Genomic DNA, 12,431 nt, shown 5'->3' with positions numbered 1-12,431 from the left:
GGCCCTGCGCAACGACGCAGGCCATCACCCCAACCGCCAACGAGAGGCACCTGATTTGAAGACCCAGACCAGCAGCCGGACCTCGAACGTAACGCCCATCAAGCGGAACTCGCCGGGGGTGGCCACGTCCTTCGAGGTCGTCCACAACTGTGGACACACCGTCACCCACGATCTGTCGAACCGGTCGGCCGACCGGCGGGCCGGCTTCGCCCGCTGGCTCGCCGGCCGGGACTGCACCGACTGCTGGAAGGCGGCCCGTGACGCCGACACGCAGTCCAAGGAGGAGTGGCGCGCGGCCAAGCGGGCTACGGAGCAGGAGGCTGCCGCCGCGTGGGCGAAGCAGTTCGACATGCCGCAGCTGGAGGGACCGGAGAAGGCTCTGGACTGGGGCGAGCGATCCCGCCACCAGCTGATGACCTCGGCGTACGCCGCCCTGGTCGTCGAGGGTTCCTGGGACGAGGCGGACTGGGCAGAGTTGGAAGAGAAGGCCCGCTCGATCACCCGCGCCGGGTGGTGGATCGACCAGCGTGAAGCCGAGGGCTCTGACCTGCTCGAACTCCTGGATGCCGCCGGTGAGGGCGACCGCGGGACGGAGAACCCGTTCCGCTGATGTCGGCCAGCACACAGTCGGGCTCGTACGACAGGCAGGCCCTCCTGTGTACAGGCCACCGTCACGTTGCCTCGCCTTCTGGGATCGGCTCCATCACCTGCCCGAGGCGGGTTCGCACGACCCTCATGCGCGGCGGCGGGGGCGGCTTCGGCCAGCCTTCCTCACGGGCCTTCTCTACGTGGCTCGAAATCCAGCCACGCCAGATGTAGACCGGATCGTTCTTCCCGAGATGCCAATAGCGGTCAAGGAACCAGTCCCTGCGCGCCTCGTCGTCCAACTCCGACTTGACCCCCTCGACGCGAGCCATGACCTCGTCGAATTCGCGCTCGATTCTCTCCCGCATCCACCACAGGCCCTTGTCTCCGTATGGCCAGGTGCTGGCTTCCACCCTGTAGCGCTGATACGTCAGCTCAGCAACCCACGCCAACAGTCCCTTTGCGCTCTTGCCCTGGTTGCACGGCTCACAGGCCGGGACCAGATTGGACCAGTGGTCCCGGCCCCCGTGTTTCACAGGAATGACGTGGTCGATCTCCTGTGATTCTGCGACATCGCAGTAGACGCAGCGCCCCATGTTGGTGAACAGCACCATCAGCCTGATCCACATGTCCTGCTTCTTGCGGCCCAATGCGCCCTCCCCGCGCTCGGGAGGAACTTAGCGGGCACCACTGACAACGGGCGGCGGACTGGTGCAAGGTCGACCGCGTCAGCGAGTTACAGGCGCCCCGGTCGCCTACCACCGGATCGGCCGATGCGTTCAGGTTCGGCGCCGATCCGTTCGTTCGCGGCGCAACATAGCCGACGATCGCCGGTTAGCCAAACCGGCGATCCTCCGGACCATTGTTCCTCCCACCGCATCCGCCCCGCGTGGAAGGAATCGCATGTCCCAGCTCCCGCCCAACCCCGTGGTCGCGCTCACTCCCGACCCGCTCACTCCCGACCGGGACGTCACCCATGCCCACTTCCAGGCCGGTGACACGGTCGTCGTCCTGAAGGGCGTAGCCGGTGGCGAGCTGTGGGGCGACGCGATGCGCGTGGTCGCACCGTCCTGGCATCTGCCGACCGACGAGGACGGCTGGCGCCTGCGTGACGCGACCGGCGGGCAACAGTCCTACGTGACTGCCCACCCCCGCTACCTCGTGCATCTCTCGCGCCGCTGCCCGGACTGCCTGATCCACCTGCGTGCCATGGAGGACGCCCTCCTGCCGAAGTACCCCGGCGACGACGCCCTGATCGACTGCGGCTGGTACACCACCACCGCCGTGGGCCAGCTCGTGCACGCCGCCGACGTCCGGGCCGGCCGGTGATCCCGCGTCTGCACGAGCGGACCCCTACTCCGTACGGTCCGCTCTCCAAGGCACTCGGGCGCCCGGTCTCACCCCACGAGAGCCTGCCCGAGCACACGGTCGTCGCTCACTGGCCGGGACTGGACGGCCACACGTCCGGTGACGAGCAGAAGACCTGGACCACCATCCAGTGGGCCGCGCATCTCGAAGACCCATACCTGGAGCACTTGTTCAGCGCCAGTCCGGACGACGACCGGCGGGCGATCCTCCACCTCGATGTCCGGCTCCATCCCGACGACCGGGATCTGACCGGCCCCGAGTGGGCCGAGGTCGCCCACCGACTCGCCCGCGCCGCGGGCATCGAGATCCCGGGCAAGGGACACGGCTGCCGGTGGATCGCCGTCCACGCCCAGCCCCGGCGCCTGGACCTCATCGCCAACCTGATCCACCTCGACGGTGCATGGCACGCCCCGCCCGCCGATGTCCTGCGGCGGCTCGCGGCAGAAGCTCGCCGCATCGAACAGGACCTGCAGCTGATTCCGGTACCGGCCGCAGCGTCCGCGCGGGCCGACTCCCAGCTCGCGCAGACGGCGTCGGCTCAGCTCGCGAGCGTGCTCGCGCAGCTCGCCGACGAGCAGGCCGGCGTCCTGGCGGTGGTCCGCAAACTCGTCGAGCACGTCGCGTACCTGATCGCCTCCCCGCCCGGCAGCGACACCGCGCACCGCCTGGAGCTGATTGCCCGCCGCCTGCACACCATCCAGCAGGACCTGGACGTTACCGCCGACCACCTGGTCCAGCCCCGGGCCGCCACCTTCCCCTGCACCGTCCAGCGCCCCGTCCACCGAACCTTGTAGGAGAAACGTCTTTCTGCCCCTTGCCGCCCGCTTCCTGGACATCCGCCGCGATCCGCCGACGAAGTCCTCGCGCGTGGCGGTGACCCCGAAGCGCACAGCCTCCTCCAGCGCGCCGGGTTCGTTGCCGTCGTCCGTCTCCACGAGACTTACCACCCTGCCCCCACCGGCCTGGCCGAGCCAGACGAGAACCGCCTCGCCAACGACGCCGTCGCACGGCTTCGCGCCGCCGGGTACCACGTCGACTGTCACGAGGACTTCGACTCCGAATCCCGTCCGGCCAGTTACCTGCCGCTGGGCGCCTCCGTCACTCACCTCGCCCAGAGAATCCGCGAAGCCACCACCACCGACGAAGTGGCCGATGCTCTGACCGAACTGACCGCCGCTCACGACGGCATCGTGACCGCTCTGGGTGAAGTGCTGGTTGCCACCGCCGACTTCCATGACGGGCTCGGCCAGGCGTCCGACCCGTACACCACCCGGCGGCTGCGCTACCTCGCCGACGAGCACCTCCGCGTCCTCCGCAGCGACCTCACCCACACCCGCGACGCGCTCGCCGACCGGCACGCCCCTCACCCCGGCCGCAGCACCTGCACCGAAGAGGTCCCCGCCACCGAACGCGAACGCTCCGCCGTGTGCGCCTGCCCGCCCCCGCCGCGCACGCTTCCGGCGCCGCCACCCCCGGTCGCCGCCGGCCTGCGCCGCTGACCCTCACCTCGCCCAAGGACACCATGCACGACCACGACACCTCCGAGCGCCTCGCCTCGTACGCCGACGTCCTCGCCGGAGAACTCCCCGACACCTGGACCAGCTCCTACGTCCCGCCGGACGCCAAGGACGATCTCGCCGAACTCGCTGATCGCATCTGGGACCTGGACCTGGTCGCCGCCTCCCTCACCGAGCATCCTCTGCGGCAGGCAGCCGTCCTGAGCCGCCCGGACGGCGCCCAGCTCGTCCTCCTTGAGCGGCATGACGAGCGCGACGGCTTCCTCGTCGCCGCCGTCGCCCCGCGCGCCCTGCCCGACGAGGCGTACCGCGCCGTCCCCGAGCCCAACGGCATCGCCCTGGCGGACGACCCGTTCCTGGGTGCCGAGCAGGTCGCCGGCGACCTCCTTGTCCGTTACGACAGCGCCCTCGCCCAGGTCCGGGATAACGCCCTGGGCGGCATCCAGCCCTCCCGGCCGGACCGTCTCGTCCTGACCTGGCAGCCGGACGGCAGCGTCGCCACCGCCCCTATCGGCGACCGGGCTGGTGCCGCCCTGGAAGCGAACGGCTTCATCCAGGACCCGCGCAGCGGTATCTACCGCCTCGGCGCGGACGACACCCAGGCGCAGGCCCGTGCCCTGCGCGCGATCGGACCGCAGCTCGAAGCGCTCGGCATCGGCACGGCGCTCCAGCATCCGGCAGGCCGGACCGTGCCCACCTCGGCCCCGGCGTCCGTGCCCCCGGTTACGGCCGGCACCCGAGCCCCGGCCGTCCGGGCTCGATGAGCCCGAAGGCACCAGCCCGCTGCACCCCGTAAGACCGTTCAGGCGGCCCCGGCCTCGGCTGGGGCCGCCTGCCCCGCCCCGCTCGACCTCCGGAGAAACCCGTAGCACCCCGTACACCCACACCGATCACCGCCCTGCTCAAGCCCCGTCTCCCGACGGCCCTGTTCCGCCGCTACCTGCGCGCCTGCATCCCAACCGGCCCCGACCAGGTCTCCCCGCTGGCCGGCGCCCGCCCGGAGGCGGTCCTCGCCGAGACCCAGCGCGTACACCACCAGCACCACTGACCGCCCACCGACCCGGAGGAGCATGTCCCACCCCGCCCCCCACCCCGTGCGACTGGCCGACGAGATCGCCCGGATGCTCGGCCTGCTGACCGACCACCTCGCCCAGCTCCCTCCCCACGAAGCGGTGCAGGTCATCGCTCACGTACTCGACCCGGAGGACGGCCTGCTCGACGGCGTCACCGGCCTCGTGTCCGTCAGCAGCACGTTCGCGAAGGCGCAGGCCGAGCGGGGCGTGCTGCCAGCCGAGGTGTGGCTCGCTCTCGGCCGGGCCGCCAACGACCTCGACGCCATCGGAGGTGACCTGGACGAGCACCGTGCCACCCTCCGGCGGGTCGGTGCCCAGCCCGCCGCAACAGCGGCGAAGCCGCCGGTGCCCGCCCCGCTCGTCATCCGGCGGCACCGATGAAGAGGACGTGGCAGGGCTGGGGGCCGGGCGAGCAGACCGAGCAGCACTACCTCGTCCATCCCCGCGGCCTCGCCGGCGGCGGCGACGTCCGCCACATCTCCGAGTTCCTGCGGGCCTCAGGATGGCGGGACCACTCCAAGTCCGGCGGTCCCCTGGCCATGGAGAGCCCGGACCGCACGGTCCGCATCTCTTACGACCCCTACGTCCTGCCCGGCGGATGGACCGTCCACGGCGCTGCGAGCGCTCACGGCGACGAGTGGTCGGCGCACCTGGGCCGGCAGACCCCGGTGGAGATCGTCGCTGGCCTCACCGACGCCCTCACCCGGCCGCGCTCCGCGCACGCCCCCAACGTCTGGGCGCCGCTGCAGGAGCAGAACTGGCACACGCGGTTCGAGGGCGAGCACTACACCGCGACCAGCCCCGACGGCACTGCGTGGATGCAGTATCACCAGGGCCCCGGAGGCGAGGCGATGTGGTGGACCGGGGCGAAGGACAGCCAGGGCAACGGCTGGACCGCGAACTTCTCGCCGAGCACGCCGATGCACCTGGTGCAAGCCTTCTCGGCCGAACTCGCCAACCCCGACCCCGTGATGCGTCCGCGCGGACGCGTTCCGCTGAGCGCGCAGATCCGCACCTGGTCGGTCTCCGTCAAGCCCTCCCAGCTCAGCGCGTGGCAGCAGGCCCGGATCACGGCCGCCCGCGCCGCCACCTGGGCCCGTAACAGCGCCCGCACGTCCCGGCCGCGCGCCACCGCCCGCCCTTACACCCCCGCCGGCGGCGCCCGGACCCACCGCTGACCCCGACACCTACCGTCCCGAGGACCCCATGCCCCCGCTCACCCCGGACACCGTCCGCACCGCGACCGAAACCCTCTCCCGCCTCACCGACTACCTCCGCGAGAACCCCGATTCGGAAGAGGCGTTCGCCCTCGCCGAGCCCCTCCTGGATGAGTACACCGGCCTGCCCGTCCAGTTCGCCGACACCCTGCGCGCTCTCGCCCGCGCCCTCCAGAACCACCCGGACGCCCCGCGCACCCTGGCCGGCGACCTGCTGATCAACGAGCTGCGCACCGCCGCATGGGAGCAGGCCGACCAGCACTCCCTCCACGGCGTACTCGACGGCCTCCGTGAGCTGTACGGCAGTGCCGCCGAGGGCGGGCAGGGGTGCGGCCGGTGCCGCTGAGCGAACGGCAGCTCGCCGCGTTCGCCGATCAGCACCTGGCATATCCCGTTCGACACCAGCCCGCAGCCGCTGACCACCGCCTTCGACACAAGGAAACACCCTGACCACACCGTCCACCACCTTCCCGTCCGACCGGCACGCCCTCCTGCTGCGGCGGCTGGAGGTGTTCCTGGCCGAGAGCGAGGCGATCCTCGCCGCCTGGGACGCCTACTCCGACGAGCACACCGACGCCGACGGCTGGCCGTACGACGAGGTGTCGTACGGCTGGCGCATGGTCCAGCGGGACTCCGAGACCTGGAGAGCGTTCCAGGAGGTCCGCCCCGCGGCCCGCGAGCTGCTCGCCACGGCCGCCGTCCAGCTCCAGCACATCAACGCCGGAGACATCGAGCCCCGCTGGGCGTGGCAGCTCGCCGAGCTCGCCCGCGCCATGGAGAAGCTGGAGACGCTCCGGCGCGGACATGCCGAAGTCCGCGAAGCCCGGAAGGACTTGCCACCGGTGTCGCAGGAGGAGTTCGTCGACTCTCTTGCCGAGCGCAACGAGGAGGCATGGGACTCCCTGGACACCTGGGCCACCCAGGGCCGGGCCCTCCTCGACATCCACGCCGTCGCCCTCAAGGCACCGACTCGGATCCTGGGTGCCGTACCGGCGCCGGCGGCGTCGCCGGTACGGCGCCCGGCGGGGAGGCGCGGGTGAGCGTCAAGGTCGAGCAGGCGCTCATCTCGCCCCGCTACCTCGCCGGCCCCGGTGACCCGGCCTGGGTCACCGCCGCCCTTCACGCCGGCGCCGGGTGGAGCCACGGCCACGACCCGCTCATGCCCCGGGTCATCCTGACCAGCCCCGACCAGAAGTCGATGCTCCGCCTCGAGCCCCATCCGAACGAGCCGTGGTGGCACCTTTCGCATCGCGACGGCCGCACCGGATCGGTCTGGAACGCCTCCTTCGACGGCGGGACGCCCGTCGAGCTGATCGCCTCGGTCACCGACGCGCTCACCGACCCCGGCTACAACGCGCGGGCGATTTCCGCCCCCTACCAGCCGCTGTGGGACGCCGGATGGAACTCCATTCGCAACGGGGAGTTCCGCTCGCCGGACGGCCGTGTGAGGGGCGAGCGCTTCAATCTCTCCGGCAGCCGCAACTGGCGTATCACGGCCAGCCTCGACGAGGACGACCCCGTGTGGAAAGCCTGGTTCAGCAGCGGCACGCCCCTAGTCCTCGTGGCCGCGTTCATGCAGGCACTCGCCGATCCGGAGCCGGTACGCCGCTCCCACGAGCAGACCGTCGGCCTCTCCCGCCGAAGGATCACCCTGCACTGGCAGGAGTGGCCGGCCGAGAGCGTCGCCCGCACGCTGCCGGAGCGGATCGAGCGCCTCGCCGCCCGCCGCGTCAGCCCGCCACCACCCGCGCCTCCCACCCCGCCGCCGGCGCCCCGCCGCGCCCGCTGACGCTCCTCGCCCCACCAAGGGTCCGCACCGTTCAAGGAACCACCGCTTGCGCTCCGCTCCCTCCTCCAGTTCCGACGGCTACGACATAGCCCTGAAGGTCCTCCTCGGCGCCTTCGCCGTCGGCCTTCCCCTCGCCTCCGTCGCCTGGCTCGGCGGCAACCTCGCCGCCTGGGCCACCGGCACCGGCACCTGGGCGCCCTACCGGCCGGCCGATGCTCTCCTGCGCCCCGAACAGCTGTGGCCGCAGGCCGGAGAAACGTCTCTGCTCCTGACCACCCGCGTCATCCCCGTGCTGGTGACGTTGCTGCTCGCCGCCACTGGCGGAGCCGTGTGGCTGCGGTACAAGAACCGAGGTGGTGGCCGGAAGAAGAAGGTCGACGGGATGGCCAAGGCCCGCGACATCGAACCGCTGCTCGCCAAGGCCATCGAGTCCAAGGCGCGCTCACTGCGGCCGAGCCTGAAGAACACCAAGCACATCGAGCCGCGCGACGCCGGCGTCCTCCTCGGCAACCTCGCCGGGACCCGTCACGAGGTCCGCATGGGCTTCGAGGATGTCGCCGTCGCGATCATGGCCCCGCGCTCCGGTAAGACCACCAGCCTGGCGATCCCCTCCATCCTCGCCGCGCCCGGACCGGTCCTGCTGACCTCGAACAAGGCGGCCGGCGACGCCTACACCGCGTGCCTCGACGCGCGCGCCGCCGTGGGACGGGTGTGGTCGATGGACCCGCAGCAGATCGCCCACGCCGAGCGGACCATGTGGTGGAACCCGCTCGCCGACGCCAAGACCCTCGACGGCGCCGGCCGGCTCGCCGGGCACTTCCTCGCCGCGAGCGTCGATGCCTCCCAGCAGGGCGACTTCTGGTCGAAGGCCGGCAGCAACATCCTGTCCCAGTTGCTCCTGGCCGCAGCCCTGGACGGGCGGCCGATCACCGACATCATGCAGTGGCTGGCCTTCCCGGCCGACCGTACCCCGCTCGACATCCTCCGCGATCACGGCTTCGCCGCGGTCGCAGCCCAGCTCAAAGGCACCGTCGAGGGGCCGCCCGAGACGCGCGACGGCATCTACGAGACCGCCCGCCAGTACGCCTCCGCCCTCCTCAACAGCGAGATCGCCGCCTGGGTCACCCCGCAGAAGAACGTCCCCGAGTTCCGGCCGGCCGACTTCGTGACCTCCACGGACACCCTGTTCCTGCTGTCGAAGGACGGCGGAGGCGGCGCGAGCGCGCTGATCGCGGCGTGCGCGGACTCCGTGATGCGTGCGGCGACCGCCCAGGCCGAGCGCGCCGGCGGACGACTCGACCCGCCGATGCTCGCGATCCTCGACGAGGCCGCCAACGTGTGCAAGATCAGCGACCTGCCCGACCTGTACTCCCACCTCGGCTCCCGCGGCATCATCCCGATCACCATCCTGCAGAGCTACCGCCAGGGCCAGAAAGTCTGGGGCGACGCCGGCATGGACGCCATGTGGTCCGCGGCCACGGTGAAGGTGATCGGCTCCGGCATCGACGACCCGGACTTCGCCGACAAGCTCTCGCGGATGGTCGGCGACCACGACGTGGAGACCACCTCCACCTCGGTCTCCGAGGCCGGCAAGTCGACCTCGATCAGCATGCGGCAGGAGCGGATCCTGCCCGCCGACGCCATCCGCGCCCTGCCCAAGGGCAGCGCGTTGTGCCTGGCCACCGGCATGCGCGTCGCCATGCTCGACCTGCGCCCCTGGTACGCCGAGCCCGGTGCCGAAGAGCTCGCCGCCGCCTCCGCCCGCGCCTCACAGGCCATCACCGCCCGCGCCGTCGCCAAACAGCGACCGCCCAGGGGCGACTTCGAGCAGGCCGCGTAACGGCCCTCTTCCCGCGCGACCCGCGCGTACGCGCCGGTGACGCCCCTGCCCGCGCTCGCGGCACAGCCCAATGAGCCCGTGTCCGCTGAACTCCGAGGAACACCCCATGCACCTCTTTCACCTGTTCGCTCACCAGGCCGCCGAACGCCTCCCCGGCACCTGGGCGGCGCAGCCGCGGTCCTACGACCGTCGTCTCGACCAGTCCATGGACACCGGCCGCATCTGGACCCCCTGGGACGACCGCCCGGGTCTCGCGCCCCGCCTGCGCGCAGCGCTCCTTCTGGGGGCCGACGGTCTGCTGCTCTACCTCGTCGAGCACCGCCAAGACCGCGCTCTGGTCTGCCCGGTCGTGCCGCTCGATCTGCACGAGGACATCACCGACCACCTCCCCGCGCCGCCGTCCGTCGCCGTCCCGCTCGATCCGGTCCGCGCCGCCTGGCAGATCACCGACCGCGTCCTTCCCCACTACACCGCCGCCGTGGCCGACGCCCGCGAGGCCGCCGCCTACCTGGCCGCCCGCCGCGCCCACAGCCCTGCACCGCTCCCGGCCCCGCTCCCGTCGCCGCCGGCACGCACCCGCTGAAGCCGGCCCTCGCCGCCCAGGCCAGAAAGCCCTTCCGATGACCCCAAACCTGCCCCAGGCACCGCACTTCACCGTCTGCCTGCGGACGCTGTCCCTCGCGACCGTGTACACGCGGTGCCTCGACGCGCTCAACGACCCCACCCTCGGCACGCCGGAGGCGACCGAACGGATCAACCGCCTGCGCACCACGATCGAATCGCTCGTCGAGACGACCGCCGAAGTACGTGCGTCCCACCAAGACCTGCCGATGTCCCTCATCGACCACACCGACCGCACCGTCCGCTCCAGGCTCGCGCAGCTCCAGGTCGTCACCCGGGCTGCGGTCGACGCGCTCACCAGGGCCGTCGAGGAGTTCGACCCCGCCTCGTTCGCTTCGGTCGACGTCAGGCAGGCCAGCGTGGATGAAGCCCGGTACTTGCTCGCCACCTCCGCCACCGACCTCGTCGCCGTCGCCGAGCAGGTCGCCGCCGAGATGCACCGGTACAGCAGCGCCTACTCGATAGCGGAGGTCGGCGCCCACGTCGCTCTCACAGCCGAGCACCACCAGGTCTTGCGGCTCGTCGCCGCAGGAGCGGTTGCGGTCGACGAGGACGGCCACACCTGGGTCGGCCTGAACAAGGACTCCGTCGATCCGGGCGTCCTCCTCCATCTTGAACGACTGGGCCTGATCACCGAGGAACCGTCCGTCTCCTGGGCCGCCGAGATCCGCGTCGCGTCCACCCCGATGGGCCGGCTGGTCCTCGCGGCAACGATGAGCCGGCCCGAGCCTTGCGAGGCTGAAGGCAAGTTGGCGCCCGCGCCGGCGGCATCGGCGCCACGCCGGCCCGGCCAGACTGCCGGAAGGACGGGCCGGTGAACGACGTGATCGGAATCCCGGCGCCTCCTGCGGACAGTGGTGCCCCACCGCGAGCATCCACGTCTCAAGACCGTCGTACCGACCGCTACAACTGGGAGCTGGCCCGCGGGTCGATCACCGCGTTCGGAGAGGCCAAGCCGCTGTCCGCATGGGCCCAGGACCCGCGATGCGCGGTCAACCGCGAGGCACTGCGGACACGGCTCGCCCTGGGGTGGCTGCCCGAGGACGCCATCACGCGCGAGCGCCACGACAAGCCCGTCCTGGAATTCACCTACCAAGGACGGACTCTGACGCTCCGCGGCTGGGCGGAGCAGTCGGGCATCAAGTACGCGACCCTTCACCAGCGCCTCACGAAGGGGGGCATGACGTTCGAGGAGGCCCTTCTCAAGGGCTCTGACGGCCCCCACTTCACCCTGCCCGTCACGGCGTTCGGCGAGACGAAGCCCCTGACCCACTGGGCCGTCGACCCGCGTGCCGGTTGCTCCGTCATCACGATGCGGCGCCGTATCGCCGCGGGGTGGGATCCCGAGCAGGCCATTACCGAGGAGCCGCAGAACCGGTCGACATTGGGCAGCGGCGTGCCTCACCGCGCTTTCGGGCTCAGCATGGGGCTGGAGGACTGGGCCCGGCATACGCAGATCCCCGCCGGCACGCTGCGCCACGTCATGGGCTCCTACGACATCCCGCTGGAGCCCGCCCTCAACGCCCTGGGCTGGAGCCCGCGCGCCGAGTCCGGCACGGTGCACGACCTGGTCGCGATACCAGCTGAGCAGCTCCGTCCAGGGGACCGGATCGTCGGCGTCTCGACGGACGAGGGCCCCGAGCCTGTCCTCACCGTCCGCAGGCCCTACCCGCCGCCAGGCCCGCCGTACACCTCCACTGCGCCGCTGGCCTCACCCGCGCCGACTCCCCCGGCGCCGCCTCCCATCCCTCGCGCCCGCACCCGGCGCTGACCGAGGCATCCGAACAAGGAGACCGTCCTGCCCAACATCCCTCATGCACTCGCCCTCTACGACATGGCCGGCCGGCTCGACCGCCTCCGGTTCCAGCTGCGGACCCTGCCGCCGGCACCTTCGATCCCGTCCGTGGACAGCGTCTCCGCCCGCGTCGAGGACCTGATCGGCATCACCACAGCCGTGAGCGCCGAGATCAGGCACTGCTTGTCCGACCTGATGTCCGGAGAGTCGACGAAGGCGGCGCTCAAGGCGTACAGCAACGCCGTCGCCCCGCTGGGCGAGGCGCTGACAGAGCTCGGCCGTATGCACGCGGAGATCGCGCACTACAACTTCACCACCCACCCCGCGCACCGGGGCAGCCCGCCGAACCTGGAGCTTCCGCGCCAGGAGGTCAACAAGACGGTGTCCGGGTGCTGCGAGGCGGCTGACGAGATCCTCGACGTAGCGGCCATCGAACTCCGGGATGCTGCCGTCAAGTTGATGCCCTCGCCCTCTCGTCTCCAGCCGGGAACTCCCGGCCGCGCTCTCCGGGCCGGCTCCGCCCTGCCCTCCCTTCCCCCCCGCGCCTCCCGCCGTCACGCCGTCACGCCCCACGCGGCGAAGAGCCGCTGACGCGTCTGCACCCTTCGCGACGCTCCCCTTTCACC

The 12,431-nt window shown here is 71.5% G+C and carries 16 protein-coding genes; 15 read left to right on the top strand and 1 reads right to left on the bottom strand.

The window, feature by feature from the left end; translation table 11 throughout:
* The first annotated feature begins 118 nt into the window (after positions 1-118).
* Positions 119-610: a hypothetical protein gene (locus tag AC067A_RS02900; RefSeq protein ID WP_478613680.1), complete on the top strand. Its 492-nt coding sequence runs from the start codon at positions 119-121 to the stop codon at positions 608-610.
* Between the two features lie 61 nt (positions 611-671).
* Here AC067A_RS02900 and AC067A_RS02895 read toward each other — a convergent pair whose 3' ends face one another.
* Positions 672-1,235: an HNH endonuclease gene (locus AC067A_RS02895; protein WP_478613677.1), complete on the bottom strand. Its 564-nt coding sequence runs from the start codon at positions 1,233-1,235 to the stop codon at positions 672-674.
* A gap of 253 nt (positions 1,236-1,488) precedes the next feature.
* Between AC067A_RS02895 and AC067A_RS02890 the strand changes: the two genes are divergently transcribed.
* The 14 genes from AC067A_RS02890 (at position 1,489) to AC067A_RS02825 (ending at position 12,396) form a co-directional block, all read left to right on the top strand.
* On the top strand, positions 1,489-1,914 hold the full coding sequence (locus AC067A_RS02890) for a hypothetical protein (protein WP_478613675.1): 426 nt from the start codon (positions 1,489-1,491) through the stop codon (positions 1,912-1,914).
* The gene (locus AC067A_RS02885; protein ID WP_478613673.1) at positions 1,911-2,747 is read left to right on the top strand and encodes a relaxase/mobilization nuclease; all 837 of its coding nucleotides are present in this window, start codon (positions 1,911-1,913) and stop codon (positions 2,745-2,747) included. The genes AC067A_RS02890 and AC067A_RS02885 overlap by 4 nt, the downstream gene beginning before the upstream one ends.
* Before the next feature lie 351 nt (positions 2,748-3,098).
* On the top strand, positions 3,099-3,452 hold the full coding sequence (locus AC067A_RS02880) for a hypothetical protein (protein ID WP_478613670.1): 354 nt from the start codon (positions 3,099-3,101) through the stop codon (positions 3,450-3,452).
* Between the two features lie 23 nt (positions 3,453-3,475).
* Positions 3,476-4,234, top strand: a complete 759-nt coding sequence (locus AC067A_RS02875) for a hypothetical protein (protein WP_478614575.1) — start codon at positions 3,476-3,478, stop codon at positions 4,232-4,234.
* A 306-nt stretch (positions 4,235-4,540) separates the two neighbouring features.
* Positions 4,541-4,924 carry a hypothetical protein gene (locus AC067A_RS02870; RefSeq protein WP_331452137.1) on the top strand — a complete coding sequence of 128 codons (384 nt, stop codon included), beginning with the start codon at positions 4,541-4,543 and terminating at the stop codon, positions 4,922-4,924.
* Positions 4,921-5,721, top strand: a complete 801-nt coding sequence (locus AC067A_RS02865; protein ID WP_478613666.1) for an SPDY domain-containing protein — start codon at positions 4,921-4,923, stop codon at positions 5,719-5,721. Before AC067A_RS02870 ends, AC067A_RS02865 begins: the two co-directional genes overlap by 4 nt.
* 28 nt (positions 5,722-5,749) lie before the next feature.
* Complete coding sequence (locus tag AC067A_RS02860; protein WP_478613664.1) at positions 5,750-6,106, top strand: hypothetical protein; 357 nt, start codon at positions 5,750-5,752, stop codon at positions 6,104-6,106.
* 163 nt (positions 6,107-6,269) lie between these two features.
* Positions 6,270-6,800: a hypothetical protein gene (locus tag AC067A_RS02855; RefSeq protein WP_478613661.1), complete on the top strand. Its 531-nt coding sequence runs from the start codon at positions 6,270-6,272 to the stop codon at positions 6,798-6,800.
* A complete protein-coding gene (locus AC067A_RS02850; RefSeq protein WP_478613658.1) occupies positions 6,797-7,549 on the top strand; it encodes an SPDY domain-containing protein in 753 nt (250 codons plus the stop codon). Before AC067A_RS02855 ends, AC067A_RS02850 begins: the two co-directional genes overlap by 4 nt.
* A 46-nt stretch (positions 7,550-7,595) precedes the next feature.
* Positions 7,596-9,389 carry a type IV secretory system conjugative DNA transfer family protein gene (locus AC067A_RS02845; protein ID WP_478613656.1) on the top strand — a complete coding sequence of 598 codons (1,794 nt, stop codon included), beginning with the start codon at positions 7,596-7,598 and terminating at the stop codon, positions 9,387-9,389.
* A gap of 106 nt (positions 9,390-9,495) precedes the next feature.
* Positions 9,496-9,972, top strand: coding sequence for a hypothetical protein (locus tag AC067A_RS02840; protein WP_478613653.1), 477 nt, complete (start codon positions 9,496-9,498; stop codon positions 9,970-9,972).
* 37 nt (positions 9,973-10,009) lie between these two features.
* The gene (locus AC067A_RS02835) at positions 10,010-10,828 is read left to right on the top strand and encodes a hypothetical protein (RefSeq protein ID WP_478613650.1); all 819 of its coding nucleotides are present in this window, start codon (positions 10,010-10,012) and stop codon (positions 10,826-10,828) included.
* The gene (locus AC067A_RS02830) at positions 10,825-11,781 is read left to right on the top strand and encodes a hypothetical protein (RefSeq protein ID WP_478613647.1); all 957 of its coding nucleotides are present in this window, start codon (positions 10,825-10,827) and stop codon (positions 11,779-11,781) included. Before AC067A_RS02835 ends, AC067A_RS02830 begins: the two co-directional genes overlap by 4 nt.
* 132 nt (positions 11,782-11,913) lie before the next feature.
* Positions 11,914-12,396 carry a hypothetical protein gene (locus AC067A_RS02825; RefSeq protein WP_478613644.1) on the top strand — a complete coding sequence of 161 codons (483 nt, stop codon included), beginning with the start codon at positions 11,914-11,916 and terminating at the stop codon, positions 12,394-12,396.
* The last annotated feature ends 35 nt before the right edge of the window (positions 12,397-12,431 follow it).

The sequence above is a fragment of the Streptomyces sp. NPDC043176 genome, from assembly GCF_056436715.1.
The sequence above is the reverse complement of the archived record's forward strand: the minus strand, read 5'-3'. Positions and strand labels throughout refer to the sequence as shown.

Excerpts from the sequence above, each read along its gene's own strand:
- AC067A_RS02890 (WP_478613675.1), top strand. The coding sequence starts at position 1,489 with ATGTCCCAGCTCCCGCCCAACCCCGTGGTCGCGCTCACTCCCGACCCG.
- AC067A_RS02875 (WP_478614575.1), top strand. The coding sequence starts at position 3,476 with ATGCACGACCACGACACCTCCGAGCGCCTCGCCTCGTACGCCGACGTC.
- AC067A_RS02870 (WP_331452137.1), top strand. The coding sequence starts at position 4,541 with ATGTCCCACCCCGCCCCCCACCCCGTGCGACTGGCCGACGAGATCGCC.
- AC067A_RS02865 (WP_478613666.1), top strand. The coding sequence starts at position 4,921 with ATGAAGAGGACGTGGCAGGGCTGGGGGCCGGGCGAGCAGACCGAGCAG.
- AC067A_RS02860 (WP_478613664.1), top strand. The coding sequence starts at position 5,750 with ATGCCCCCGCTCACCCCGGACACCGTCCGCACCGCGACCGAAACCCTC.
- AC067A_RS02840 (WP_478613653.1), top strand. The coding sequence starts at position 9,496 with ATGCACCTCTTTCACCTGTTCGCTCACCAGGCCGCCGAACGCCTCCCC.
- AC067A_RS02835 (WP_478613650.1), top strand. The coding sequence starts at position 10,010 with ATGACCCCAAACCTGCCCCAGGCACCGCACTTCACCGTCTGCCTGCGG.